Source organism: Methylobacillus gramineus (assembly GCF_020532675.1).
GTDB lineage: Bacteria > Pseudomonadota > Gammaproteobacteria > Burkholderiales > Methylophilaceae > Methylobacillus > Methylobacillus gramineus.
Window position 1 is genome coordinate 647,710 of the sequence record NZ_JAJAVE010000001.1, and the last position, 26,538, is coordinate 674,247.

The 26,538-nt window shown below is 49.8% G+C and carries 23 protein-coding genes and 1 other RNA gene; 19 read left to right on the top strand and 5 right to left on the bottom strand.

Annotation, left to right across the window (positions count from 1 at the left end; all coding sequences use genetic code 11):
* From LG201_RS03040 to LG201_RS03125, 18 genes are all read left to right on the top strand, one after another.
* Complete coding sequence (locus LG201_RS03040) at window positions 1-3,114, top strand: efflux RND transporter permease subunit (RefSeq protein ID WP_226770701.1); 3,114 nt, start codon at window positions 1-3, stop codon at window positions 3,112-3,114.
* Window positions 3,111-4,556, top strand: a complete 1,446-nt coding sequence (locus LG201_RS03045; protein WP_226770702.1) for an efflux transporter outer membrane subunit — start codon at window positions 3,111-3,113, stop codon at window positions 4,554-4,556. Before LG201_RS03040 ends, LG201_RS03045 begins: the two co-directional genes overlap by 4 nt.
* Before the next feature lie 151 nt (window positions 4,557-4,707).
* Entirely contained in the window at window positions 4,708-6,102 is a 1,395-nt protein-coding gene (gene gltX, locus LG201_RS03050) for a glutamate--tRNA ligase (RefSeq protein ID WP_226770703.1), read from the top strand.
* A 253-nt stretch (window positions 6,103-6,355) separates the two neighbouring features.
* Window positions 6,356-6,601 carry an RNA chaperone Hfq gene (gene hfq, locus LG201_RS03055; RefSeq protein ID WP_226770704.1) on the top strand — a complete coding sequence of 82 codons (246 nt, stop codon included), beginning with the start codon at window positions 6,356-6,358 and terminating at the stop codon, window positions 6,599-6,601.
* A 22-nt stretch (window positions 6,602-6,623) separates the two neighbouring features.
* A complete protein-coding gene (hflX, locus tag LG201_RS03060) occupies window positions 6,624-7,751 on the top strand; it encodes a GTPase HflX (RefSeq protein WP_226770705.1) in 1,128 nt (375 codons plus the stop codon).
* 24 nt (window positions 7,752-7,775) lie between these two features.
* Window positions 7,776-8,954, top strand: a complete 1,179-nt coding sequence (hflK, locus tag LG201_RS03065; RefSeq protein WP_226770706.1) for an FtsH protease activity modulator HflK — start codon at window positions 7,776-7,778, stop codon at window positions 8,952-8,954.
* Complete coding sequence (gene hflC / locus LG201_RS03070) at window positions 8,954-9,838, top strand: protease modulator HflC (RefSeq protein ID WP_226770707.1); 885 nt, start codon at window positions 8,954-8,956, stop codon at window positions 9,836-9,838. Before hflK ends, hflC begins: the two co-directional genes overlap by 1 nt.
* 17 nt (window positions 9,839-9,855) lie before the next feature.
* Window positions 9,856-10,041, top strand: a complete 186-nt coding sequence (locus tag LG201_RS03075; protein ID WP_226770708.1) for a DUF2065 domain-containing protein — start codon at window positions 9,856-9,858, stop codon at window positions 10,039-10,041.
* A 27-nt stretch (window positions 10,042-10,068) separates the two neighbouring features.
* Entirely contained in the window at window positions 10,069-11,241 is a 1,173-nt protein-coding gene (locus LG201_RS03080) for an ATP phosphoribosyltransferase regulatory subunit (protein ID WP_226770709.1), read from the top strand.
* A gap of 18 nt (window positions 11,242-11,259) precedes the next feature.
* On the top strand, window positions 11,260-12,582 hold the full coding sequence (locus LG201_RS03085; RefSeq protein ID WP_226770710.1) for an adenylosuccinate synthase: 1,323 nt from the start codon (window positions 11,260-11,262) through the stop codon (window positions 12,580-12,582).
* 9 nt (window positions 12,583-12,591) lie between these two features.
* Window positions 12,592-13,140: a flavoprotein gene (locus LG201_RS03090; protein WP_226770711.1), complete on the top strand. Its 549-nt coding sequence runs from the start codon at window positions 12,592-12,594 to the stop codon at window positions 13,138-13,140.
* Entirely contained in the window at window positions 13,116-14,609 is a 1,494-nt protein-coding gene (locus LG201_RS03095; RefSeq protein WP_226770712.1) for a DUF6513 domain-containing protein, read from the top strand. The genes LG201_RS03090 and LG201_RS03095 overlap by 25 nt, the downstream gene beginning before the upstream one ends.
* The gene (locus LG201_RS03100; RefSeq protein ID WP_226770713.1) at window positions 14,606-15,181 is read left to right on the top strand and encodes a DUF447 domain-containing protein; all 576 of its coding nucleotides are present in this window, start codon (window positions 14,606-14,608) and stop codon (window positions 15,179-15,181) included. The genes LG201_RS03095 and LG201_RS03100 overlap by 4 nt, the downstream gene beginning before the upstream one ends.
* Window positions 15,178-15,888 carry a (5-formylfuran-3-yl)methyl phosphate synthase gene (locus tag LG201_RS03105; protein ID WP_226770714.1) on the top strand — a complete coding sequence of 237 codons (711 nt, stop codon included), beginning with the start codon at window positions 15,178-15,180 and terminating at the stop codon, window positions 15,886-15,888. The genes LG201_RS03100 and LG201_RS03105 overlap by 4 nt, the downstream gene beginning before the upstream one ends.
* A gap of 81 nt (window positions 15,889-15,969) precedes the next feature.
* Window positions 15,970-17,067, top strand: coding sequence for an OmpA family protein (locus LG201_RS03110; RefSeq protein WP_226770715.1), 1,098 nt, complete (start codon window positions 15,970-15,972; stop codon window positions 17,065-17,067).
* Window positions 17,068-17,125: 58 nt separating this feature from the next.
* Window positions 17,126-18,502, top strand: coding sequence for a TRZ/ATZ family hydrolase (locus LG201_RS03115; RefSeq protein ID WP_226770716.1), 1,377 nt, complete (start codon window positions 17,126-17,128; stop codon window positions 18,500-18,502).
* Complete coding sequence (gene ubiG, locus LG201_RS03120) at window positions 18,469-19,188, top strand: bifunctional 2-polyprenyl-6-hydroxyphenol methylase/3-demethylubiquinol 3-O-methyltransferase UbiG (RefSeq protein WP_226770717.1); 720 nt, start codon at window positions 18,469-18,471, stop codon at window positions 19,186-19,188. The genes LG201_RS03115 and ubiG overlap by 34 nt, the downstream gene beginning before the upstream one ends.
* Before the next feature lie 3 nt (window positions 19,189-19,191).
* Window positions 19,192-19,878 (top strand): HAD family hydrolase, encoded by a 687-nt coding sequence (locus LG201_RS03125; protein ID WP_226770718.1) that lies wholly within the window; start codon window positions 19,192-19,194, stop codon window positions 19,876-19,878.
* Window positions 19,879-19,913: 35 nt separating this feature from the next.
* Here LG201_RS03125 and recR read toward each other — a convergent pair whose 3' ends face one another.
* From recR to ffs, 4 genes are all read right to left on the bottom strand, one after another.
* Window positions 19,914-20,513, bottom strand: coding sequence for a recombination mediator RecR (gene recR, locus LG201_RS03130; RefSeq protein WP_226770719.1), 600 nt, complete (start codon window positions 20,511-20,513; stop codon window positions 19,914-19,916).
* A gap of 16 nt (window positions 20,514-20,529) precedes the next feature.
* Window positions 20,530-20,856 (bottom strand): YbaB/EbfC family nucleoid-associated protein, encoded by a 327-nt coding sequence (locus tag LG201_RS03135; RefSeq protein ID WP_226770720.1) that lies wholly within the window; start codon window positions 20,854-20,856, stop codon window positions 20,530-20,532.
* Between the two features lie 27 nt (window positions 20,857-20,883).
* On the bottom strand, window positions 20,884-22,671 hold the full coding sequence (gene dnaX / locus LG201_RS03140; RefSeq protein ID WP_226770721.1) for a DNA polymerase III subunit gamma/tau: 1,788 nt from the start codon (window positions 22,669-22,671) through the stop codon (window positions 20,884-20,886).
* A gap of 150 nt (window positions 22,672-22,821) precedes the next feature.
* Window positions 22,822-22,919: signal recognition particle sRNA small type (ffs, locus tag LG201_RS03145), an RNA gene on the bottom strand.
* Between the two features lie 142 nt (window positions 22,920-23,061).
* Here ffs and LG201_RS03150 point away from each other — a divergent pair.
* Entirely contained in the window at window positions 23,062-24,351 is a 1,290-nt protein-coding gene (locus LG201_RS03150) for an adenylate/guanylate cyclase domain-containing protein (protein WP_226770722.1), read from the top strand.
* A 90-nt stretch (window positions 24,352-24,441) separates the two neighbouring features.
* Here LG201_RS03150 and LG201_RS03155 read toward each other — a convergent pair whose 3' ends face one another.
* Window positions 24,442-26,535, bottom strand: coding sequence for an EAL domain-containing protein (locus LG201_RS03155; RefSeq protein ID WP_226770723.1), 2,094 nt, complete (start codon window positions 26,533-26,535; stop codon window positions 24,442-24,444).
* Window positions 26,536-26,538: the final 3 nt, after the last annotated feature.

The following is a 26,538-nucleotide window of genomic DNA, read 5'->3' on the forward strand; positions in this document are numbered from 1 at the left end:
ATGACAAGATTTTTTATTACTCGACCGATATTTGCTTCGGTATTATCGATCATCATGGTGCTGGCCGGCCTTGCCGCTGCACTCCAGCTTCCTATCGCACAATATCCTCAAATAGCACCGCCTACCGTGATGGTGACGGCAACCTATCCAGGCGCTAGTGCTGACACACTGGCCAAGACTGTAGCTGCTCCTATTGAAGAGCAGCTCAGTGGTGTTGAGGGCTTGCTGTACTATCAATCTAGTGCTGACTCCAGTGGCACACTGACAATTACTGCAACGTTTGAAACCGGTACTGATGTTGACCAAGCCACGTTCAATGTCAGCAATCGCGTGAACATTGCGTTGCCACGCTTGCCGGATGATGTACGTCGCACAGGGCTGATTGTGCAAAAGCGTTCCAATGACATTCTGATGGCATTGATGCTAGTTTCGCCCAACAAAACCTATGATCCGCTATTCCTGAGCAATTACGCCACACTCAATATTGTGGATGAGCTGAAGCGAGTCAAGGGTGTTGGCGATGTCACGATATTTGGTACCCAGGATTATTCCATGCGTATCTGGTTGCGGCCGGATCGTATGGCGCAGCTTGGGGTGACGACAAGTGACATTTCAGCTGCCATTCTGTCGCAGAATGCGCAATATGCAGCAGGCAAGATTGGTCAGGACCCTGCGCCTAGTGATCAGCAGATTGTCTATACAGTGACAGCCAAGGGTCGCTTGATTGAGCCTGAACAGTTTGCCAATATTATTATCAAGGCAAACGGCCCGAGTGGCGTGCTTCACCTGAAAGATGTTGCCCGGATTGAGTTGGGAGCGCAGAACTATAATATCCGCTCAACCATGGATGGTCAGCCAGGAGTGGGTATTCCTGTCTTTTTGCAAACTGGTGCCAATGCATTGGATACAGCGAATGCAATCAAGGCCAGAATGGATGAGTTGAAGCAGCGTTTTCCTGAAGATATGGATTATCGCCTGCCTTACGACACCAGTGATTTCGTGAAAGCTTCTATTGAAGAGGTGGTTCATACCCTGGGTGAAGCGATGCTGCTGGTCGTGCTAGTGGTATTCCTGTTTCTGCAGAGCTGGCGTGCCACATTGATTCCTCTTATCGCTGTGCCTATTTCCCTGATTGGGACTTTTGCCGGCTTGTGGCTGTTTGGTTTCTCAATCAATACGCTGACCTTGTTTGCGATGGTGCTGGCGATTGGTATCGTGGTGGATGATGCGATTGTGGTACTGGAGAATGTGGAACGTTTGATGACACAGGAAAAGCTCTCTCCGCTGAATGCTGCAATCAAATCCATGGAGCAGGTGTCCGGAGCCGTGGTCGCCATTGTGTTGGTGCTCTGTGCTGTATTCGTTCCTGTAGCATTTATGGGCGGTATTGCGGGTGAGCTCTACCGTCAGTTTGCCGTGACCGTTGCGGTGGCTGTGGTGATTTCGGGAATTGTAGCGTTAACCCTGACACCTGCTTTATGTGCCATTTTATTGAAGCATGTGCATGGGGAGTCGCGATTCTTCCGTCCATTTAATCGTGGTTTTGACAAGCTCACTAATTTTTACGTCTCTACGGTGGGCTTGACTCTACGTCATCGCATTATTGGTGCTGTGGTGTTTGGTGGCATCATCTTGGCCGCTATTTACCTGTTCCGTGTTGTGCCGGGTAGCTTTGTGCCGCCTGAAGATCAAGGTTATGTGGTGACTGCCGGGATTATGCCAGATGGTTCAACACTGACCCGTACCGCCAATACCATGGAGAATGTGCGCAAGGCTATTGCCCAGGATCCTGCTGTGGCAAGCCAGTTTGTCATCAATGGATTTGACCTGATTGGTGGCGGTAATAAGTCCAGCGCTGCGACCATGTTTGTGCGAATGAAGGATTGGTCTGAGCGCACAGATACAGCAGATGATATTGTGAAGAAGCTGTTTGGCATCGGCATGATGCAGGCTGACGGGATGGCAATTGCGTTCAATCCACCTGCTATTCGTGGTCTGGGTAATTCTGGCAGTATGGAAATGTATATACAGAGTCGTACAGATCCAGATCCTTTGCATCTATCCGAGGTGGTGAACAGCTTCATGGATGCCCTGCGCAAAGATTCGCGTCTGGCAGGGATCAGCTCTTTCTTCCGACCTACAGTCCCTCAGTTATTGATTGAAGTGGATGAAGACAAAGCATTGTCTCTGGGGGTGCCTATCTCTGAAATTTACACCACGCTGCAAAGCACCATGGGGACACTCTACGTTAATGACTTCAATCGTAACGGACGTACTTATCGTGTGCAGTTGCAAGCTGAACCAGCGTATCGCATGAAGCCGGAAGACCTTGGTCGCGTATATGTGCGTTCCGCTGCAGGTGCGATGGTGCCTATGTCGGCTTTAAGCAAGGTCAGCAATATCATTGGGGCTGAGCAGCTTGAGCGCTATCAAGGCCTGCTGTCTGCCAAAGTGTTGGGTGGTGGTGCTTATGGCGTGAGTTCAGGTGATTCAATCAAGCTGATTGAAAAGATTGCCAAGGACAATTTGCCCGAAGGTTATCAACTGGCATGGACTGGTCAAGCCTATCAGGAAAAACTGACAGGCTCAGCTGCGATCTTTGCCTTCAGTTTTGCCATCATCATGGTGTTCCTGATTCTGGCAGCGCAGTTTGAAACCTGGGCTTTGCCGCTGGCCGTGATTATGGCGGTGCCATTTGCCCTTGTGGGGGCGTTGTTGGCTGTTATGTTCCGCGGGATGCCCAACGATATTTACTTCCAGATTGGCTTGGTGACCTTGGTCGGTCTTGCAGCTAAAAACGCGATTCTGATTGTGGAATTTGCCAGTCAGAAACTGGAGGAAGGGCTGCCGCTCAAGCAGGCTGCAATTGAGGCAGCACGTTTACGCTTCCGTCCTATCGTGATGACCTCTATGGCATTTGTGCTCGGTATCGTGCCACTGGTGATTGCCACTGGTGCTGGTGCTGCAGCGCGCCGATCTATGGGTACTGGCGTATTCGGCGGTATGTTGCTCGCTACTTTTGTTGCGACTATTTTTATTCCGATGTTCTTTACTTGGTTATCAGGTAATACGAGCAGCCGGACGCATCACGATGAAAAGAAGGAGTCAGCATGATGAAGCGTCTTAATTTAATTCATGTTGCAGTAGCGCTTGCACTAACGGGTTGTATGGTCGGGCCAGATTACCAGCGTCCTGATACCAAGTTACCCGGATCATTCAGCGATGCCAGTGAAAGCAAGGATGTTTCTGAAGCAACGCTAAACGCTGATCGCTGGTGGGAAACTTTCCAGGATCCAGTGTTGAATGACATCATGCAAAAGGCTTTTGCTGGAAATCTGGATATTGCCAAGGCGGTTGCACGGATAGAAGAGGCCGATGCTGCCATGCGTGAGGCTGGTGCAGCATTGTTCCCGCAAGTGGATCTGACAGGTAACGGTTTACGCCAAAAGGTCACAGAGACTGGCGCTTTCCCTATTTTCTCGGGTGTACCGGTGATTCGGGAAACGTATAACCTGCAACTTGGGACTTCCTTCGAGCTGGATTTCTGGGGCAGGTTACGTCGTGCCCGTGAGTCTGCACGTGCGCAGGCATTGGGGACTTATTTTGCCAAGGATACAGTCAGCCTATCGCTGTCCGGATTGGTTGCCAGTAATTATCTGTTGTTACGTAGTCTGGAAGCCCAAATAGCGATTTCGCGCGATAGTCTCCATAGCCGAGGCGAAAGCTTGGCATTGACCAAGCGTCGCCTGGATGGGGGGGTGGCTTCAATTCTTGATGTGCATCAGGCTGAAGTAGCCAATTCCAACCTGGTGGCCCAGATTGCTGATCTGGTACGCCAGCGCGAGATCGTACAGCATCAGTTGGCTGTCTTAACTGGTGATCTGGAATTGAAAGTACCGGAAGGTGACATTCATCAGCTGCCTTTGCCGCCAGTTCCACCATCAGGATTGCCTTCAGCTTTGTTGGCCGCACGTCCAGATATTCGGCAGGCTGAGCAGGATTTGATATCGCAAAATGCACAGATCGGCGTTGCCAAGGCTGCGATGTTCCCAACCATCAGTTTGACCGCTAATTATGGTGGTGAAAGTGCCGACTTGAACCGTATTTTAGAGTCACCTTCACGCATCTGGTCTCTGGGGTTGGGCTTGAATCTTCCTATTTTCAATGCAGGTCGTTTGTCAGCACGAGTGGATCAGGCTACGGCAAAGCAGAAGCAGGTGTTGGCTACATACCAAAGTTCTGTCCAGACTGCATTCAAGGAAGTTAAGGATGCGCTGGTGACAGTGCGTCAAAGCCGTGAACGCGAAGATGCGTTGAATACTAGCCAGGACTCAGCAAAGAAGGCGCTGCAGATATCCGAGAATCGCTATAAATCAGGCTATTCCGCTTATCTGGACGTGCTTGATTCTCAGCGTGTATACAATGATGCTGCATTGGCTTTCATTCAAAGTCGCCAGGCAAGGTTGACTGCCACGGTGGATTTGTTCAAGGCATTGGGCGGAGGCTGGAAAACAGCCGAGGCTTATAACAACGCCTCGAATGAGGTGAAGCCATAAGACCTTGATGGCGATCCACGTCATTTGACTATAAGAAGCCGGCTCACGCCGGCTTTCTTTTTGCGCATAACCTTGGCAAAGCTTGCCACCATGAGTCATGGCAGGGTGCATGCATGTTAGAATACGTCGTTTATATTTCACGCTACTCCCCATGACAGTTCGCACCCGTTTTGCTCCCAGCCCCACCGGTTTTCTTCACATTGGAGGCGCACGTACAGCCTTGTTTTCCTGGGCATATGCGCGCAAGCACGCTGGTCAGTTTATCTTGCGTATCGAAGATACAGATGTGGCACGTTCAACACCAGAGGCTGTGCAGGCGATATTGGATGGCATGAGCTGGCTTGGGCTGGATTGGGATGAAGGTCCGTTCTATCAGATGCAGCGCATGGATAGGTATAAAGACGTCATCAGCAAACTCCTTAATGAGGGCAAGGCTTACTATTGCTATTCCACTAAAGAAGAGCTCGAGACCCTACGCGAGCAGCAAATGGCTGAAGGCAAAAAGCCTCGCTATGATGGCCGTTGGCGCCCGGAAGCAGGCAAGGAGTTGCCTGTGGTACCAACTGAAATTCCGCCTGTTATCCGCTTTAAAAATCCGTTGTCCGGCAATGTGGTGTGGGATGATTTGGTGAAAGGGCAGATTAGTATTTCCAATGAAGAGTTGGATGATTTAATCATTGCGCGTGCTGATGGCACACCAACTTACAACTTCTGTGTGGTAGTCGATGATTGGGAAATGGGGATTACTCAGGTGATCCGAGGTGATGATCATGTGAATAACACGCCGCGTCAGATCAATCTATTACACGCGTTGGGCGCGAAGATTCCTCAATACGCGCATCTTTCCATGATTCTTGGGGATGATGGTCAGAAACTTTCAAAGCGCCATGGCGCAGTGAGTGTCATGCAATATGATGAGGATGGTTATCTGCCTGAAGCGGTGCTGAATTACTTGGCACGTCTGGGCTGGTCACATGGGGATGATGAGATATTTAGTACTGAACAGTTCTGTCAATGGTTTGATCTTGATCACATTACGCCTTCAGCGGCACAGTTCAATACAGAAAAACTGAATTGGCTCAATGCGCACTATATCAAGCAGGCTGATTTAACTAGTTTGGCCAAAGATATCATCAAGCGGCTTGCGCTAAAGGGTGTTGAGGTTGATGAGCAGATAGATATACAGGCAGTGATCGCGTTATATCGTGATCGTGCCAATACTTTGAATCAGCTTGCGGATAGTATTGCCTACTTCTATCAAACGCCTGAGCTTGATCAAGCTGCTTTGGAAAAACATATTACGCCAGAGATTGTGCCGGTGATGCAGGGCTTGTTCCAGCAATTGGAATCTCTTGAATGGACAGTGGAAAATCTGCATGTGGCAATTGAGCATGCGGTTGTGAGCAACGGACTCAAGTTTCCTAAGGTCGCCATGCCTTTGCGTGTCATGGTGACAGGCGGTGCACAGTCCCCTAGTATAGATGCTGTGATGGCATTGCTGGGTAAGGATAAGGTGCTTGAGCGGATGCAGACTTTTATTGCATAGTTAATTTATGCAAAAAATGACTGCAGGTAGAACGAATTGAATTGAAGGTAGTCCTAAATACGAGCTTGATAGCCAGAGGATGGGATGGCAGGGCTATTTTGATGGTGTCACTTGATTTATTTGCTACGGCCCCCATTGTCATAGCATTAGCGGCCTGTATGCTGGGCGCTAGCTTGAGTATGGTTTTTTTACGTAAAGTTAGTTAAGAATAAAACTCCCTATATATAGAATTACAAGTTAAAGGAGCACGAAAATGAGCGTTAAAGGGCAGATGTTACAAGACCCGTTTCTGAACACGTTGCGTAAAGAGCACGTGCCTGTTTCAATTTATCTCGTCAACGGTATCAAGTTGCAAGGACAGGTAGATTCTTTTGATCAGTACGTTATCCTGTTGAAGAATACTGTCACCCAGATGGTATATAAGCATGCGATTTCAACGATAGTGCCAGGTCGTGCAGTTTCCATTCCCCATGGTCCATCCACCACTGCTGAAGATTAATCTTTGCTAAGTTTCTGTCTATATGTTTGACCGGCCAGGCGGTGGATATGCTTCCGTACTGGTCAGTGTGGATTTTGGTGAACCTGGATACGAGGAAAGCTTGCAGGAACTCCGCCAGTTGGCAATCAGTGCTGGCATGGAGATCAAGGCGACAATAGAAGGCCGTCGCCCCAAGCCTGACCCGAAGTATTTTATCGGGAGCGGCAAGGCAGAAGAGTTGTCTGCCGCCATGCAATCCAGCGAGTCACAGGTCGCTATTTTCAATCATGACTTGAGTCCATCGCAGCAGCGTAATCTTGAGACCTTGCTTGAGGCTAGGGTGGTAGATCGCACAGGGCTTATTCTTGATATATTCGCCCAGCGAGCCCAAAGCCACGAAGGTAAGTTGCAGGTTGAGCTTGCCCAGTTAGAGCATTTATCTACACGTTTGGTGCGCGGGTGGACCCATCTGGAACGTCAGAAGGGTGGCATTGGTGTGCGTGGCGGCCCAGGGGAAACCCAGCTGGAGCTGGACAGGCGTATGCTTCGCATCCGCGTTAAACAGTTGCGTGAAAAGTTGGACAAGCTCAGACAGCAGCGTGGTATGCAGCGTAGATCTCGGCGGCGTTCGCAGGTGCTTTCTGTATCTCTTGTTGGCTATACCAATGCTGGTAAATCTACCTTGTTTAATCGGCTGACCCAGTCTGGTGTTTATGCGGCGGATCAATTATTTGCCACATTGGACACTACTTCCCGCAAGGTATATATCCCAGAAGGCGGCCCGGTCGTGGTGTCGGATACCGTTGGTTTTATTAAGCATTTGCCCCACGCGCTGGTTGAAGCTTTCGGCGCTACGCTGGAAGAGGCTGCTCAGGCTGATCTGCTATTGCATGTGGTGGATGTTGCCAGTGACAATCGCGATGAGCAGGTTGAGCAGGTGAATTTGGTACTGCATGAAATCGGTGCTGACAAGGTGCCGCAGGTGTTGGTGTTGAATCAGATTGACCGGATGGGAATCCCAGCCGGGCTTGAGCGTGACGAATATGGTAGAATTTCAAAAGTGCGTATTTCTGCCAAAACAGGTGAAGGGCTTGATCTGTTACGTCAGGTATTGCTGGAACATCAGCAAGGTCTGAATGAAAAACTGACTCAATCTAATATAAACGCATAATTTTTTGATTTTTCGGAGTGATGCATGGCTAACGATCCCGGTTGGGGCAATCGTAACAACGATGGTCCGCCCGATTTGGACGAGGTATTTCGCCAGTTCAGTCGCAAGTTGAATGGTTTGTTTGGAAAAGGCTCCAGTAATGGTTCGCCGGAACCAGTGCAGCGGAACATTCCTGTTCTTCCCGTACTAGGTCTGGTTGCTGTGATCTGGTTTGCCACTGGATTCTATATCGTGGATCAGGGCTCTCGAGGTGTGGTGCTGCGATTTGGTAAACACGTGGAAACCACCATGCCGGGTCCGCGCTGGCATCTTCCTTACCCGGTTGAGAGTGTGACTGTGGTCAATATGGAACAGGTGCGTACACTAGAGGTAGGTTATCGCTCTGCAGAAGGTGGTTCAGGCCGTGGTCGCGAGTTACGTGAATCCTTGATGCTGACAGATGATGAGAACATCATCGACCTGCAGTTCGCCGTTCAGTACAACCTTAAAAATGTTGAAGATACCTTGTTCAATAATCGCTTTGCTGAAGAGTCGGTGCGTGGCATTGCCGAAACGGCGATTCGTGAGATTGTGGGCAAGAGCAAAATGGACTTCGCGCTGTATGAAGGACGTGAAGAAATTGCCGTACGTGCCAAGCAGTTGATGCAGGAAGTGCTGGATCGTTATTCGACCGGTATCAACATTGTGAACGTCACGATGCAAAATGCGCAGCCTCCTGAGCAGGTGCAATCAGCATTTGATGATGCGGTGAAGGCTGGACAGGATCTTGAGCGCCAGAAAAATGAAGGCCAAGCGTATGCCAATGATGTCATTCCAAGGGCGCAAGGTGCTGCATCCCGTCTGATGGAAGAAGCATCTGGTTATCAAGTGCGCGTGGAAAATGAAGCCAAGGGTAATGCCAGTCGTTTCGAGCAAGTCTTGACTCAGTATCAGCGGGCTCCTGAAGTGACACGCCAGCGTCTTTATATTGACGCCCAAGAGCAGATTCTTTCCAGCGTGAGCAAGGTGATTGTGGATCAAAAGGACGGCAACAGCCTGCTCTATTTGCCATTGGATAAACTGCTTTCTGCTTCTGGCAGCAGTAATGCGCCTGTTGCGGCTGGTGCAGTGCAGCCGGTTGTTCCCACTGCCTTGCCGGATCTGGATGCCAATAGTCAGCGTTCGCGTGATGCTTTCCGCAGCCGTGATCGGGAGAGTCGATAATGAAAAATATTGGAACAATATTACTAGGTCTGATTGCGGCCCTGCTATTGCTAAGCTTGTCTGCTTTCAGTGTCGATCAGCGCGAATACGCTTTGGTCTTCCGTCTTGGGGAAATCGTGGCGGTCAAGAAGGAACCTGGTCTCTATTTCAAGGTGCCGCTGGTTGACAATGTACGTTATTTTGACCGTCGTACGCTGACGTTGAACTGGGTGGAGCCTGATCGCTTCCTGACCAGTGAGAAAAAGAATGTATTGGTGGATTCTTTCGTCAAGTGGCGCATTATTGACCCAGCCAAGTACTACGTCTCGGTCAAAGGCGATGAGTTGCAAGCCGAGCGTCGTCTTTCCCAAACCGTGAATGATGGGTTACGTGCTGAGTTTGGTAAGCGCACGATTCATGAAGTAGTGTCTGGTGAACGTAGCAATATCATGGATATTCTGCGCCAACGCGCTGATCGTGATTCACGCCAAATGGGCATTCAGGTACTGGATGTGCGCCTGCGCCGTGTAGATTTGCCACAGGAAGTCAGTGAGTCTGTTTATCAGCGTATGGAAGCTGAACGTAAACGGGTTGCTAACGAGTTGCGCTCCAAAGGTGCCAGTGAAGCTGAAAAGATTCGTGCTGATGCTGACAGGCAACGTGAAGTGATTATTGCGAAAGCGTATAGTGAAGCTCAGCAGATCAAGGGTGAGGGCGATGCCAAGGCTGCCGAGATCTACTCTCAAGCGTATGGCAAGAATCCTGAATTCTATGCGTTTTATCGTAGCCTTGATGCCTATCGTAATAGCTTCAAGAGCAAGAGTGACGTACTGGTATTAGAGCCTAGCTCTGATTTCTTCAAGTACATGCGCAATTCCGGTCGTGGCAATAGCTCAAGCAAATAAGCCAGAGACTTGACCAATTGAACTCGACATTGTTGCTGGCTTTTGGTCTTGTACTGATTATTGAGGGAGTGCTGCCGCTGATAGCCCCTCAGGCTTGGCGGCAGACCTTTCAGCGCATGGTGGAAATGAAGGATGGTCAATTGCGTTTTGTCGGCTTGGCTTCCATGCTGGCCGGCTTTTTGATAGTGCTGTTTGTGCACTAGTCGCTCTGAATCTTAATAGAAAATTTTATGCGTAACTGGTTACTTCCTGAATACATCGAAGATGTACTGCCGGCAGAGGCTGCTCGTGTCGAGCATTTGCGTCGGCGTTTACTTGATCTGTTCAAGGTGCATGGCTATCAGTATGTGATTCCTCCCATGCTGGAATATATGGAGTCATTGACCGCAGGCATAGGCCATGATCTTGATCTGGCGACGTTCAAGGTGGTGGATCAGTTGACTGGCAGGCTCATGGGTATTCGTGCCGATATGACGCCACAGACTGCTCGTATAGATGCGCATATGCTGAATAACCAGGGCGTTAGTCGCCTCTGTTATGCGGGTAGTGTGCTGCGTACCAAACCTGATGGCCTAGCGCAGACACGTGAGCCACTACATGTGGGCGCTGAAATTTATGGGCATGCAGGCGTTGAGAGCGACATCGAAATCCATCGATTAATGATCAAGGCTTTGCAGATCATCGGTCTTGGTACCTTGTATATTGACTTTAGTCATGTCGGTATCTTTTCCAGTCTGGTCAGTCGCGCGGGCATCAATGAAACATTAGAACAGGGCTTGTACTCTGCACTGCAAAGCAAAGATCAGTCTGCAGTCAGGGCTTTGGGTAAAGATATTGATCCTAATATCCTTGATGCCTTGTGCAGTCTGACTGAGCTGAATGGCGATGTTGCAGTGCTGGATGAAGCGCTCCAGCGTTTGCCGGCTGATACGGAAATCAGGCGTGCATTGAGTGACCTTAAGGCGGTCAGTGTTGGTCTGTCTGATCTGGATGTCAAAGTCTGTTTTGATCTCGCTGAGTTGCGTGGTTATCACTATCATAGCGGTATCGTCTTTGCGGCTTATGCACAAGGCTACGCTGGACCACTTGCACTGGGTGGACGCTATGATGAAGTCGGTGCGGTGTTTGGTCGTTCACGCGCTGCGACCGGTTTCAGCCTGGATTTACGTGGGGTTGTGAGTTCTTTGCCACCGGCCGAGAGTGCGCTAGCCATTTTTGCACCAGCAAGTAATGAAGCAGGGTTGCAACTGGCAATAGAGCAACTGCGCGAGCAGGGGGAAATCGTCATACAAGAATTGCCCGGGCATGAAGCACATAAACAAGAACTGGGCTGTGACCGGCAATTGCTTCAACAAAATAACGGGTGGGTTGTCGTTGCTGCCCCGCAATTATCAAATCAATAAATTTATTTAGGTCTATTCATGAGTAAGAACGTCGTCGTGATCGGTACCCAGTGGGGTGACGAGGGTAAGGGTAAGATTGTTGACTGGCTGACGGATCATGCCCAGGGCGTTGTGCGCTTTCAGGGTGGTCATAATGCTGGTCATACCCTAGTGATTGGCCAGGGCGCAGCCCAGCGTGAATACAAGCTGAATCTGGTGCCTTCCGGCATTGTGCGGGAAGGTGTCAAGTGCTATATCGGTAACGGCGTGGTGCTGGATGCTGGCCACTTGCTCTATGAAATTGATGGTCTGGAAAAAGCCGGACTTGAAGTGCGCAATCGACTCAAGGTGAGTCCGGGTTGTCCATTGATTCTTGATTATCACGTACGTCTGGATAAAGCGCGTGAGGCTGCCCGTGAGCCGGGCCGCAAGATAGGCACTACAGGTAAAGGCATAGGCCCAACCTATGAGGATAAAGTCGCGAGACGGGCTCTGCGTGTTTACGATCTATTTTATCCAGAACGCTTTGCTGAAAAGCTGGCAGAAGTGCTGGATTATCACAACTTCGTACTGACCAAATACCTGAATGCAGAGGCAGTTGACCTGCAACAGCAGCTCGATTCAGCATTGTCCAAGGCCGAGTTGCTACAGCCTATGGTGGCAGATATTTCTGCAGCCCTGTATGCAGCCAACAAAGCGGGCGAAAACCTGTTGTTTGAAGGTGCACAAGGCACGTTGCTGGACGTTGACCATGGTACTTACCCCTATGTCACTTCCTCGAACTGTATTTCCGGTCAGGCTGCTGCGGGTACTGGTGTCGGACCAAGCATGTTGCATTATGTGCTGGGCATTACCAAGGCTTATACCACCCGTGTTGGTGGTGGCCCATTCCCGAGTGAGCTGGATATTGAATCCATAGAGTCTCCTGGCTTCCAGATGTCGGACAAGGGCCGGGAAATCGGTACCGTGACAAAGCGCAAGCGTCGTTGCGGCTGGTTTGATGCTGCTGCCTTGCGTCGCTCTGCGCGCATTAACGGCTTGAGTGGTCTGTGCATCACCAAACTGGATGTACTGGATGGCATTAAAGAGCTGAATATCTGTACCGGCTATGAGCTGGATGGTAAATCTATAGACCTGCTGCCCATTGGCGCCGATGATGTGGCGCGCTGCAAACCGGTTTATGAAACCCTGCCGGGCTGGGATGAAAATACGTTCGGTATCAATCGCTGGGAAGACTTGCCTGCGAATGCAAGGGCTTATCTCAGGCGCTTGGAGGCCTTGTGTGATGTGCCGGTTGATATTGTGTCTACCGGTCCTGAACGCGATGAAACTATCGTTCTTCGTCATCCATTCCAGATTTAAGTTGCTGTCGTGAAGAATGTAGAAAAACCAAGATTGGCCTGGGCGATTACCGGCTCAGGTCATTATTTACGTGAATGCCTGGAAATAATCGATCAACTGGAAGAGGTGGATCTTTTCCTGAGCCGTGCGGCGGCAGAGATTCTGCAGCAATATGGATACAAGCATAAAGTGGCCAAAGTTTTTCAGGACAAGACTGCCAGTGCGGTTCCGGTAGAAATGTTCTATTTTGGCGCCTATCACACGGTTGTGATTGCTCCCGCCACTTCCAATACTGTGGCGAAAATGGTCTGTGGTATTTCAGATACACTGGTCACCAATATCTATGCGCAGGCTGGAAAATGTGGCGTACCCAGCATCGTCTTTGCCTGTGATACAGAACCAGAAGTTGAGTCAGAAGCGCCGCGTGAGCATATGGTTAAAGTCTATCCGCGACGTATTGACCTGGACAACATGGAAAAACTCAAAACCTTTGAGGAAACCACGGTGGCAAGCGATATGCAGCAATTGCAGGCAGCAATTCAGGCTAGGCTGGCATGTCTGAAAACCTCCTCTTCCTGACCGGTAAACTTGCCGAAAAAAGCCTGAACAAGGTGCTGGAAGAAATGCAGCCCACCGAGTTCAGCTATCAAGTGGCTCAACTCGGCGTCTCAGTTGCCGCTTTGCTTACTCCTCAATTGATTATGCGCCGCTTAGCTGATGCGAATGGCGCTGACCGTATTATCGTGCCAGGGCTTTGTCGTGGAGACCTGGGTTTGCTGGAAGAAAAGTACGGTGTGCCTGTGGAGCGTGGTCCTGATGATTTGAAGGATTTGCCACAGTTCTTTGGTCGGGGAGGGCGCGAGCCGGATTTGTCCATGTTTGATGTCAAGATTTTTGCCGAAATTGTCGAAGCGCCTCAGCTCACGGTAGAGGGTGTGGTGGCTCGTGCTTTGGAGTTTCGCCTCCAGGGGGCCGATGTGGTGGATCTGGGATGTTTGCCCAATACCCCATTTCCCCATCTGGTGGACTCGATTCAGGCACTCAAGCAGGAGGGCTTCAAGGTCAGTGTAGACTCTTTGAATACCGATGATCTGTTATTGGCCGGCAGGTCAGGTGCCGATTATCTGCTGAGCCTGACAGAAAAAACCTTGTGGATTGCGGACGAGGTTGAGTCCACGCCTATCCTGATTCCTACAACACCCACCAATCCCCGTTCGCTTTATCGTGCAATCGAGGGCATGCTCAAGCGCGGTAAGCCATTTATCGCGGATGCGATTCTTGATCCTATTCCATTCGGATTTGCCGACTCCATTGTGCGTTATCAGCGACTGCGCAAGCGTTATCCAGACATCGATATCATGATGGGCGTCGGAAATCTGACAGAGCTTACCGATGCAGATACCACAGGTATCAATGCCATGTTGTTTGGCATCATTACCGAGCTGAAGATCAATGCCGTGCTTGCAACCTCAGTGAGTACGCATGCCACTTATGCCGTGGCTGAAGCTGATATTGCCCGCCGCATCATGTATGCAGCACGCGAAGAAAGTCGATTGCCACGCGATTACAGTAATGGTTTGTTAGGGCTGCATGATAAGCGGCCATTCACCTATACACCGGAAGAGGTAGAAGAGCTCGCGCTACAGATCAAGGATCCCAGTTTTCGCATCATTATTAGCAAAGAGGGCATGCATGTATTCAACCGCGATGGAATACATTGCGATATCGATCCGTTCAAGCTCTATCCACACCTTAATGTTGATAATGATGGATCACATGCGTTCTACCTTGGGGTGGAATTGGCACGTGCGCAGATCGCCTGGCAATTGAAAAAACGCTATAGCCAGGATGAGGAGCTGGAGTGGGGATGTGCTACGCCCAATAAGGACCAGGAGGGCAGGGTGTCACATCGAGATGCCTCGCTCAAGGATAAGCGTGAGAAGCGAGTGGAACAAGATGCAGAGGTGGCTTGTGGACCACGTAAGATTGAAGAAGATACTGAGCCCTCTTGCGGCCCACGAAAGATAGTGAAAGCGCCTGACGCATGATTTACGAAAGCATACTGATCTCACTGAATAATCAAGGTCAGCCTCATATTGCCCCTTTTGGTGTGAGGGAGCGCGACGGTCTGGTATTGATTGCCCCATTCCGACCTTCCGTCACACTCGATAACCTGCTGACCACTGGTCATGCTGTGCTGAATTTTACGGATGATGTACGGGTATTTGCCGGTAGTTTGACCGGACATGGCACATGGCCTTTACGCAAAGCAACCACGGTGAATGGTTATGTACTTGAGTCTGCGCTGGCACATCAGGAGTTGGAGCTGGTTGAGGTAAAGGATAATCCCCATCGCCCAGAGCTATATTTTCAGGTACGTCACAGCGAAACTCATGCGCCATTCCGTGGTTTCAATCGTGCGCAAGCTGCCGTTATTGAATTGGCGGTACTGGTCAGCCGTTTGCATATGTTACCGCTTGAGAAAATCGATGATGAGATTCGCTATCTCAATATTGCGATTGAAAAGACCGCTGGCGAACGTGAGAAGCAGGCCTGGCAATGGTTGATCGACAAGGTTGAAAATTATAAGGCCGGTATCAATGGAGCAAACCAGGCATGATCAAGCTGCTGGTAAGTGTGACTAATGTCGAAGAGGCTTTGCAGGCGTTAGAAGCCGGAGCTGATATCATAGACCTGAAGAATCCTCTGGAGGGCGCTTTGGGCGCTTTGCCCTTGAGTGTGATAGAACAGGCGGTGCTGGCGATTGATGGTCGGCGTATTACCAGCGCGACTACTGGTGATTTGCCGATGGAGCCTGAGTTGATCCTGGATGCGGTAAAAGCAGTTGCTGCCTGCGGGGTAGATATCGTCAAGGTTGGATTTTTTGGGACAGCCTTGCAGCATGAGGCATGTATTGCTGCTTTAAAACCATTGATCAGTCAGCAGAGTATCTCGATTGTGGCAGTATTGATGGCAGACTTGAGTCCTGATTTAGCCGTTGTGCATCAGCTCAGGCAGGCGGGTTTCTTTGGTGTGATGCTGGATACTGCCCGTAAGAATGGAAGTCATCTGCTAAGCCATATGTCTATGCATCAATTACAAGATTTTGTGGAATCTGCACATGGCTTGCAAACAGGCTTGGCTGGATCATTAAGAATTGAAAATATAAAACAACTGAATAAACTGAAACCTTCTTACATTGGCGTTAGAGGAGCGGTGTGTGAAGATTTCAATCGTGTTGCAAAACTGAGTAAAACGCAGGTGTCTGCAATAAAATTAGTGTTGTATAATAACAACACATATGCTGAAAATGCTGATCTGGTTTGATTTCAGCGCTTTCAGCGTTGCGTGGTGTATACGCATTGAGTATAGTCTAGTCGTCCGTTAGTCATCCAGGAGTGAAATCGAATGAAAAAAAATCTGATTAGCCTAGCAATCGCAGGTGTGTTTGCGTTTGGCGCATCTGTAGCTGCAGCTGATGAAGTTGCTTATGATGGCGCTTGGTATGCATTACCAGGTGTTAATGTTCTGCACGCAGACAGCGATCTTGAAGCTAAGCCTCGTAGCGTAGGTGGCTTCCTGAAATTTGGTAAGGAAATCAGCGAACACTGGGATGTGCAAGTTGGCCTGAGCCACAATAGTGTTGGTAATGACCTTGATGGTGTTAGCGGTAAGTATCGCCAAACCCTGTTTGGTGTAGATGCTCTTTACCTGTTTAGCCGTGACAAGTTCCGTCCATTCTTGCTGGCTGGTGTTGGTGCTGCCCGCAATAATGTTGACTACTCTGTAAATGGTACAGACATTGGTGGTAAGAAAACTTCCTGGATGGCCAACGTAGGTTTTGGTGCTCAGTACCTGATCAACGAATCTTTCGGTCTGCAAGCTGACTTGCGTCATGTTTGGAGCCGTGCGGAAACTGATTCAGTTCCTGCATTGGGTCTTTCCGGTGGTAGCGAAACTATTGGTAACACTTACCTGAATCTGGGTGCTATCTTCCGTTTTGGTGCTCCTAAGCCAGTGGCTGCTGTAGAGCCAACTCCAGAGCCAGTTGCAGCTGTAGAGCCAGCTCCAGAGCCAGTGGCTGAAGCAGCTCCAGCGCCAGTTGGTCCAGCTGAACCAGCATTTGAGAAAGTGACTTTGTCTTCTGAAGTTCTGTTCGGTTTCGATAAGGACAATCTGAAAGAAGAAGGTAAGACTGCACTGAACAATGATGTGGTTGAAAAGTTGAAGGCTCACCCAGAAGTTGAGTTGATCCTGATCACAGGTCATACTGACCGTGTTGGTGATGCATCATACAACCAGAAGCTTTCTGAGCGTCGTGCCAATACAGTCAAGAAGTACCTGGTTTCCCAAGGTATTGATGCAAGCCGTCTGCACGCAGTTGGCAAGGGTGAAGCTGAGCCTGTAGCTGAGTGCACTGGTGTACGTGGTAAAAAGGCAATTGAATGCCTGCAACCAAATCGCCGTGTAGTGGTTGAAATTGAAGTACAACGCGCTGGCGAATAATTAATCGTCCCCGTTGAAAAAGCCCCGCTCTGCGGGGCTTTTTTATGTTGTTGATCAGATGAGCACATACGACCAGAACAATTCTGAACAAAATATCCCGAGCAAGGTACAGACCGCCATAGAGGCGCGTTGGATTGTGCCCGTTGTACCGCGTAATCAGCTGTTTGAGCACTGCACGCTGATTGTTGATCAAGGACGTATCGTCGATATTTTACCGACTGAACAGGCAAGGCTGAAGTATGCTGCCTTGCAAACTCTCATACTGAACGAGCATGTTCTGATTCCTGGGCTGATCAATCTGCATACGCATGGCGCCATGACATTAATGCGAGGGATGGCAGATGATTTGCCATTAATGACCTGGTTGCAACAATATACCTGGCCTGCAGAAAAACAGTTCGTTTCGCCACATTTTGTGCGTGATGGCACACTCTTGGGGTGTGCGGAGATGCTTGCCGGTGGGACGACGTATTTCAATGATATGTATTTCTTCCCGAATGAGGTTGCTGAGTCTGCAGTCAAGGCGGGGATGCGTGTCAATGTAGGGCTGGTAGTGATGGAGTCTGCCACCGCTTATGCCAATGATGCGGACGATTATTTGCAAAAGGGCTTGGAAGCCCGAGATGCCTGGCGAGATAACTCTTTGGTGCGGGCCAGCCTTGCGCCTCATGCCCCGTATACAGTAGAAAATCGGACGTTTGAGAATATTATTACCTACGCTGAACAGCTAGGCCTGAATATCCATACGCATTTGCACGAAAGCCGCGATGAGATTGCACAGAGCCTGACCAAATATGGGATGCGCCCTTTGCAACGCCTTGAGCAGTTGGGCTTGCTAGGACCTAATCTAGTGGCTGCACATGGCGTGCATCTTGAGCCGGAAGAAATTCATCATTTGGCTAGTTATGGATGCCACATTGCCCATTGCCCAACATCGAATCTTAAGCTGGCCAATGGGATTGCGCCTGTTGCAGGCTTATTGCAAGCCGGTGTTAATGTAGCCATAGGCACCGATGGGGCCGCAAGCAATAACCGGCAGGATATGTTTGCCGAGATGCGTCTGGCAGCCTTGCTGGCCAAAGGCACCAGTGGCGATGCCACTGCCTTGCCGGCCGCCCAGGCATTGGAGATGGCCACTATTAATGCAGCCAGGGCGCTAGGGCAGGAGGGTGAGATCGGATCGTTGGAAGTCGGTAAGTTGGCTGATGTTGTTGCGGTCAAAATGACGGCAAGCGAAATACAGCCCTATTTTCAACCGATTTCACACCTGGTTTATAGCCTAGGGCGCGAGCATGTTAGCCATGTGTGGGTAGCTGGCGAATTAAGGTATCAGCAACTTGAAGGGCAGGAGGGCATCTATGCCAATATGGAACCTGCCGAATTAAAGGAGATCAGTGCTATATGGCAAACCCAACTGAGTCAGTACGGGGTTTAAATGTAGATCCAGCCGAGCTGCAGAAATTTGCTGAGCTGGCGCATAAATGGTGGGACAAGAACAGTGAGTTCAAGCCATTGCATGAAATTAATCCGCTCAGGCTTGATTATATTGATAGTCATGCGTCGCTAGCCGGTAAGAAAGTGCTGGATGTAGGCTGTGGCGGCGGCATCTTGTCAGAGTCCATGAGTGATCGAGGGGCTGAGGTGACTGGCATAGATCTGGGTGAGAAGGCGCTGAAAGTTGCGCAGCTACATCGTTATGAAAGCGGGGCCAAGGTGGATTATCGATTGATTTCGGTAGAGGATCTGGCCAGTGAAGCCCCCGAGAGTTTTGATGTGGTGACTTGCATGGAAATGCTCGAGCACGTGCCTGATCCGGCAGCCGTAGTGAATGCATGTGCTAGGCTGGTCAAGCCGGGTGGGAAAGTGTTTTTTTCCACCATCAATCGCAATCCCAAGGCATATCTGTTTGCTGTGGTGGGGGCTGAGTATGTCTTGAATATGTTGCCACGCGGCACTCATGATTACGATAAATTTATCAAGCCTTCAGAATTGTCATCCTGGATCCGCTCAGCAGGGCTGGATGTAGTGGGTTTCAAGGGTATGGGATATAACCCTCTGACTAAGCAATACAAATTAAATGAGGATGTTTCCGTCAATTACATCCTGCAAACGGTGAAGTGACGCATGCATCATCTGGTTTTATTTGATCTTGATGGTACCTTGGCTGATACCGCACCTGACCTGGGCCTGGCACTGAATATCCAACGCCAGCGTCATGGTTTGCAACCGCTGGATCAGGCGCTGATCAGGCCTTATGCCTCACATGGCTCAAAAGGACTGCTTGGTATTGGTTTTGGCCTCACCCCCGCTGATGAGGGCTTCAATACCATGCGCGATGAATATCTGGCATTGTATGATGAAGTGTTTGCCACTGCGCCGACCTTGTTTGATGGCATGGATGAGGTGCTGACCAAGATTGAAGCGTTGGGCATGAGGTGGGGGATTGTGACCAATAAGCCCAGGCGCTTTTCTCAGCCATTGGTTGCGGCATTAAAGCTGGAGCAACGTCTGGCATGCCTGGTGTGTGCGGATGATGCACCGCGCCCCAAGCCTTATCCTGACCCTATGTTCATGGCATGCGAACAAACATCGACAAAGCCTGAAGTATGTATTTATGTGGGCGATGCTGAGCGGGATATACAGGCCGGGATTGCAGCAGGCATGCCGACTGTCGTGGCTTTGTATGGCTATCTTGATGCGGCTGATACTCCATTGGCATGGGGCGCAGATTATGCGATTAAATCCCCGCTGGAGTTGCTTCCTGCGCTATCTGACTGGCAAACTGCACTTGCAGAGCACTCGCTGATGTAATACTTGTATTTAAAGCGCGATTTAAATAAGCAAGGTTAGCGTACGCTGCGACGTTCGAGCATTGCTTGTGCCAGCGTTCCGCTGTCCACATGCTCAATTTCCCCGCCCATGGGAAGCCCTCTGGCTATCCTGCTGACTTTAAGTCCTCGCGAGCGTAGCAACTCACTCACATAATGGGCGGTGGCTTCACCTTCGACCGTGTAATTGGTGGCGAGTATGACCTCTTCCGTTACCCCGTCCTGCGCACGCTTGATCAGCTTGTCCAGGTGGATATCACGCGGACCTATGCCATCCAGTGGCGACAGCCGACCCATGAGTACAAAATACATGCCCTGGTAGGAGTGGGTTTGTTCCAGCATCATCAGGTCACTGGGCATTTCTACTACGCAGAGTAATGACTTGTCTCGGTTCTCAGAAGCGCACAGGGGGCAAACCGAGTGTTCGCTAAAGTTATTGCACAGGTTGCAATGGCTGACGACCTGCAGTGCTTTGTCCAGCGATTGTGCGAGAGCCCCAGCGCCCTTGCGATCACGTTGCAGCAAGTGATAGGCCATGCGCAGAGCTGACTTAGGCCCAACACCAGGTAAGCAGCGCAGGGCTTCAACCAGTTGTTCCAGGGCAGGAGGGTTGCGCATGGGCTATCTTAGCTTTCTAGAATGGCAGTTTCATGCCTGGAGGAATGGGCATGCCTGCCATCAGGCCGCTCATGCGTTCCTGAGATGTAGCTTCTGCCTTGCGTACGGCATCGTTGAAGGCCGTGGCAATAAGGTCTTCCAGCATGTCTTTATCATCGCTCAGCAGGCTATCATCGATACTCACACGGCGCACTTCGTTACGACAGCTCATGACAATCTTGACCAAGCCCGATCCGGATTGGCCTTCAACTTCAACATTGGCCAGTTCTTCCTGCGCACGTTTCATGTTGTCCTGCATTTGCTGGGCCTGCTTCATCAGGTTACCCAAGCCACCTTTCATCATGTCTTTGTTCCTTTTAGTAGATTGTATTTATTGAAGTGGTTTAATACTGGACGGAATGATATGCGCACCAAAGTCGTTGACCAGTGCCTGTACGAATCCGTCATTATTGATGGCATCCTCTGCATAGGACTGCAGGGCGGCTTTTTCATGAGTGATTTGCTGAGCGGGCGTGTTGCCGCTGCCGCCAATATCGAAGTGCAGTTTTATTTTTCTGCCAAAGTGCTGTTCTACAGCGGCTTGTAGTTTCTCTTCATAGCCCATGCCCAGCAGGTGTTTCTGCGATGGCGGGACAGAAAACGTCATGTTCTGCTCGTCAAAGTGGGCCAATTCGCAGTTTTGGGCTAGCGCCCTTGCCAGGCCAAGCTTTAGGCGGTCAACCAGCGTGCGCCAGTTACCATCAAAGTTTCTGGTGAGGGAAGAAACTTCCATATCAGCTGCCGTCGTGCTTGGTGATGTAATAGGTGTTTCAATATGTTGAGTATCTTCTGCCGATACCGAGTAGTGCTGGGCGACAGGCCTGTATTCTGGTTCTTGGGCGGCAGCTGGGATACTTGCTGTTTGTATTGTATATGAATGCTCAACATCTGTTTGTGCTACAGGTGCTGGTGCTGGCTTTTCCTCAGCCTTGCTGGTCGCCATGGATAGGGCAGCACTGGCACCGCGTCTGGTTTCTGTAGCCTCTACAGTGTTGCGATTGGTCGGTACATTTGCCCGTGCAGATGGTTTCTGTTCCCCAGGATTAAATGCCAGCATGCGCAGTAAAGCCATGGTGAAGCCAGCAAACTCATCGGGTGCCAATCCAAGGTCACGCCGCGCAAGCAGGGCTATCTGGTAGTAAAGCTGTAATTTTTCTGCATCCAGTTTGGCCGCAATATCCAGCAATGCACTACGTTCGGGATGATCGTTGGCGATGCTTTCAGGCACGGTTTGGGCAATGGCAACCTGATGCAGCAAGTTGGCGAGATCATTCAGGGCAGCATCAAAAGAAATCGTACGTTGTTCCATGGCACGTGCTTGCTGAAGCAGGGCGGCGCCATCATGATCAATCAGCGAGTTGAGCAAATCGAACAGGTAGCTCTGGTCTATCGCACCCAGCATGGCGCGGACTTCTTTTTCATTGACACTATTGCCGCCATAGGCAATAGCCTGATCCAGCAGCGAGAGCGCATCGCGCATACTGCCATTGGCAGAGCGCGCAATCAGTTGCAGGGCAATCGGTTCTGAAGGAAGGTTTTCCTGTTGCAGTACATGCTGCAAATGATCCGAAATACCACTGCTAGACATCTGGCGCAGGTTGAATTGCAAGCAGCGGGAAAGAATAGTCACTGGTACTTTTTGGGGATCAGTGGTGGCCAGGATGAATTTGACATGGGCTGGCGGTTCTTCCAGCGTTTTCAGCATGGCATTGAATGCATGCCCGGTGAGCTGGTGCACTTCATCCAGCATGTAGACTTTATAACGCCCCTGCGTAGGCGCATAGACGGCTTTCTCCAATAACGAGGTCATGTCTTCCACGCCACGGTTGGAAGCCGCATCCATTTCTACGTAATCAATAAAACTGCCTTTATCAATCGCAACACAGGCCGCACATACGCCACATGGCCGAGCGGTGATGCCTGTTTCGCAATTCAGGGATTTGGCCAGGATACGAGAGAGGGTGGTTTTGCCTACCCCGCGGGTGCCGGTAAACAGATAGGCATGGTGCAGGCGCTGTTGCTCAAGGGCATTGGTGAGTGCACGTACGACGTGCTCTTGACCTACGAGCGCATCAAATGATTTGGGACGCCATTTTCGGGCAAGAACCTGATAGCTCATGGGCTTGTAAACTCAATGGTGTCATGCGTTATGGATGTCTGCATCATCTCAGGCCCAAAGTGACTTACTACTGAGTAAAGCCGGAAACAAAACCTTTAGGTCCAAGGCATTACTGATGCATTGGAAATTCATCAGTAAGTCAGTATCTTAAGAGGCGAGCCAAACCCCCGGCACTTGCTTCAGTAGTTGTGGCTGCTTCCTTCCGGACCTGACCAGGTTGGCTACTTTGCAATGCGGGGAGGCCCGCCAGCCAAGATTCTACCTCAATTCCCTGATTAACAGCCAGCAAATTGCACAGATAGCTGCTTGGTAAAGAGATGGCTTATAGCCATAGCTTCATATATATTGTGACGATTAGCGAGGTTACTAAAATAAGAAGAGAACACCTGCATGCCTCAAATTAACCGGTATTTGATGCGGCTCTTGCGGCCTTTGTTGGGCAGTGCTTTTGGCACTGATACTGCCATGGTGCTGGGGACAGTGATTTTGTCATTCCTGGTATTTGCCGAAAGCCTGGTATGCGTGTTCTGGATATTTGCCTTGTCCAGCCTGGGTGAAGGCTATGCATTCATGGCCGCCGTGCCTTATGTCTACATCATCATCTCATATAGTAGCCTGCTTATATTTTATCGTTTAAAACGGTTCGACTCGTTTACCTTTACCCAGCTGGTCATGCTGCTCGTCATGCCATTTTTTATGCAATGGGTGATTGGCGGATTTCAGGCGTCAAGTGGCGTGGCTTTTTGGGCCATTCTCTCACCTGTTGGCGCATTGATGATCTTGGGCACCAAGCAATCTACGCCCTGGTTTCTTCTGTTTACCGTGCTGGCGGCTATTTCCTGGTACTTGAATGCTGTATTTGCAGGGCATGCTTTGCCCATACCAGAAGCCCTGAAAAACAGCTTTTTTGTGATCAATATGGCGGGGGTCGCGACCATTCTGTATATCGCAATGCGCTATTTTCAATCGCAAAAATCCAAGGTGATGGAAGCGCTTGCCTTGGAGCAAGCACGCTCTGAGCGATTATTGCGTAGTATTTTGCCAGGATCGGTGGCGGATAGATTGCGCGGCAGTAATGAGCGCATAGCAGATAGCCATGAGGCGGTGACGATTCTGTTTGCGGATTTAGTCGATTTCACACGGATATCGGCAGACCTGCCACCAGCCGAAGTGGTTGATTTGCTCAACATGGTATTTTCAAGGTTTGATCAGCTTGCCGAGAAGTATGGGGTGGAGAAGATCAAGACGATAGGCGATGCCTATATGGTGGTGGCAGGAGCTCCTGATGCCAGGGTGGATCATGCCCATATCATTGCAGAAATGGCGTTGGAAGTGCCTAGTGTGATTGCTGAGTTATCAACGCAAGCGGGCAGGCCTTTTGCCATGCGGATTGGGATCAATAGCGGCCCCGTGGTCGCCGGTATTATCGGTAACACACGCTTTAGTTATGATTTATGGGGGGATGCCGTGAATGTCGCCAGTCGAATGGAACATACAGGCTTGCCAAATGAAATCCAGGTATCAGCAGCAAGCTATCAACTGCTGAAGGATGATTATGTATTTGAGCCAAGAGGGCTGGTTGAGATCAAAGGTAAAGGGAGTGTTGAAACATATTGGCTAAAAGCAAAACGCACTATGAGGTCTAGTAATAGCAATGAGATAGAGGACGAAGTGTGCTAGGGATGTATCAATCAGCCATTCCTACTGTGTAATGTAGTGTGCTGGATTCTTGGAGGTTGTTGCGTGAAGACAAGCTAATCGAAAGGGTGACTAAGATAAGGCATTGCATGGTTTGACTAGTTTTGAGCTGCGTAACAGGCTGCGCAAAAACTCAAACTCCAACGGCTTGCTAAAAAAATAACCTTGCCCTTCATTGCAATGATTGCTTTTGACGAAATCAAGTTGTTCAATGGTTTCTATGCCTTCGGCAATGACTTGAATTTCCAAACTATGCGCTAAGCCGATGATGGCTCTGGAGATAAGGGCATAGCTGTTGTCAGTGGCGATATTGCGTATAAACGACTGGTCAATTTTAAGACGATTGATTGGAAATTGTTGTAGATAAGCCAGGCTTGAATATCCGGTACCAAAGTCATCCAGTGAAAGCTGTATCCCTGCCGCACTAATCTTTCTCAGCACTTCGATATTAGTCTCCACGTTATGCATGATCATGCTCTCTGTGATCTCAAGCTCCAGGCACTCCGCATTGATGCCCGTAGTCGTCAGTACATCCTCTAGCTGATCGACAAAGTCAGGCTGCCCCAATTGACGTGCTGAGAGATTAACTGCGATGCGAATGGGGGGAATGCCTTCAGCCTGCAGTCTTAAGCTATCCCGGCATGCTGTTTCCAACACCCATTTGCCAATGGGCACGATGAGCCCATCCTCTTCTGCCATGGGGATGAATTGATTGGGAGGAATCAGGCCTCGAGTCGGGTGCTGCCAGCGAATCAAGGCTTCTACCCCAATAATCTTGCCTGTCGACAGTTCAATTTGTGGCTGGTAGTTGAGTACAAATTCTTCATTTTCCAATGCATGCCATAAGTCATGCTCTAGTGCCAATTCGGCCTCGAGTTCAGAGTTCATTTCTTTTGCGTAAAACTGGAAATTGTTTCGTCCTGTGGTTTTGGCCTGATACATGGCACTGTCTGCATTGGCTAATAAGGTTTCAGCATCTATGCCATCCCGTGGGAAGCTCGCCAGTCCAATACTGCAGGTAACCGTCAGTTGCTTGTCATTGATCAGGAACGGATGCAGCATTTCGGTTTGTATGCGCTGCATGATGATGAGCAGACTGACCTCCATGGATTGATCTTTCAATACGAGTACAAACTCATCACCACCGACTCTGGCTACCGTATCTTCATCGCGTACACAACGTTGCAGGCGCTGGCCCACCATCCTGATCAGGTCATCTCCTGCGCTGTGCCCAAGGCTATCGTTGACGCGCTTAAAGTTATCAATATCCACAAAAGCTACGGTAAATATACTGGATTGCCGTCTGGCTTCACTAAATGCTTGCTTGATTCTTTCCTTTAGCAGGTTTCTGTTCACCAGGCCGGTCAAGGCGTCATAGTTTGCCTGGTGCTCCAAGGCTTCCTGATATTGCCTGATCTGGGTAATATCGTTTTGCACCCCGACGAAATATTGCACTCCACCTTTATTGTCACGCACAGGAGTAATGTGTAGTTCATTGAGAAACAAACTTCCGTCTTTTCTGTAGTTTCTCAGTGTTGCCTGAGCCGCAGAGCGCTCTTTTAAGGCAATGCGTATCTTTTCTAGCTCGGGTTGTGCCGTGTCCTCTCCTTGCAGAAAGCTGCAATTGCGTCCTAGTGCCTCTTCTGCGGAGTATCCGGTGTGTCGCTCAAATGCCTTGTTGACATAGATGAGTGGCATCCCCGGTAGGGTGATATCCGCGATCATGACGGGTACTGCGCTGGCCTCTATCGCATGATTTCTGATTAATAGATCTTGTTCTACACGCCGCAGGGCTGCTTTTTCCTCCGCCCGTTCAAGTGCATTTCTAATGGCGCTAGGTAAGCGGGGGAGGTTGGATTTAAGAATATAGTCCGTGGCTCCCAGCTTTAATAAATCAATGGCTTTTTCTTCGCCTATTGTGCCGGTGAGAAACAGGAAGGGCGTGCACGGTACTTGTTCTTGAGCGATATTGAGTGCGGTCTTGCCGTCAAAGTGCGGAAGGGAGTAATCGGACAGGATGATACTGGGACTGAAGCTGGATAATGCTTCACGATAATCAGGTTGAGTTTCCACGCGGATGGCATCGTATTTTAAGCCTGAGCGTGTGAGCTCGCGCAATGCCAATTCAGCATCTGTTGGATTATCTTCGACGATGAGGATACGCAAAAT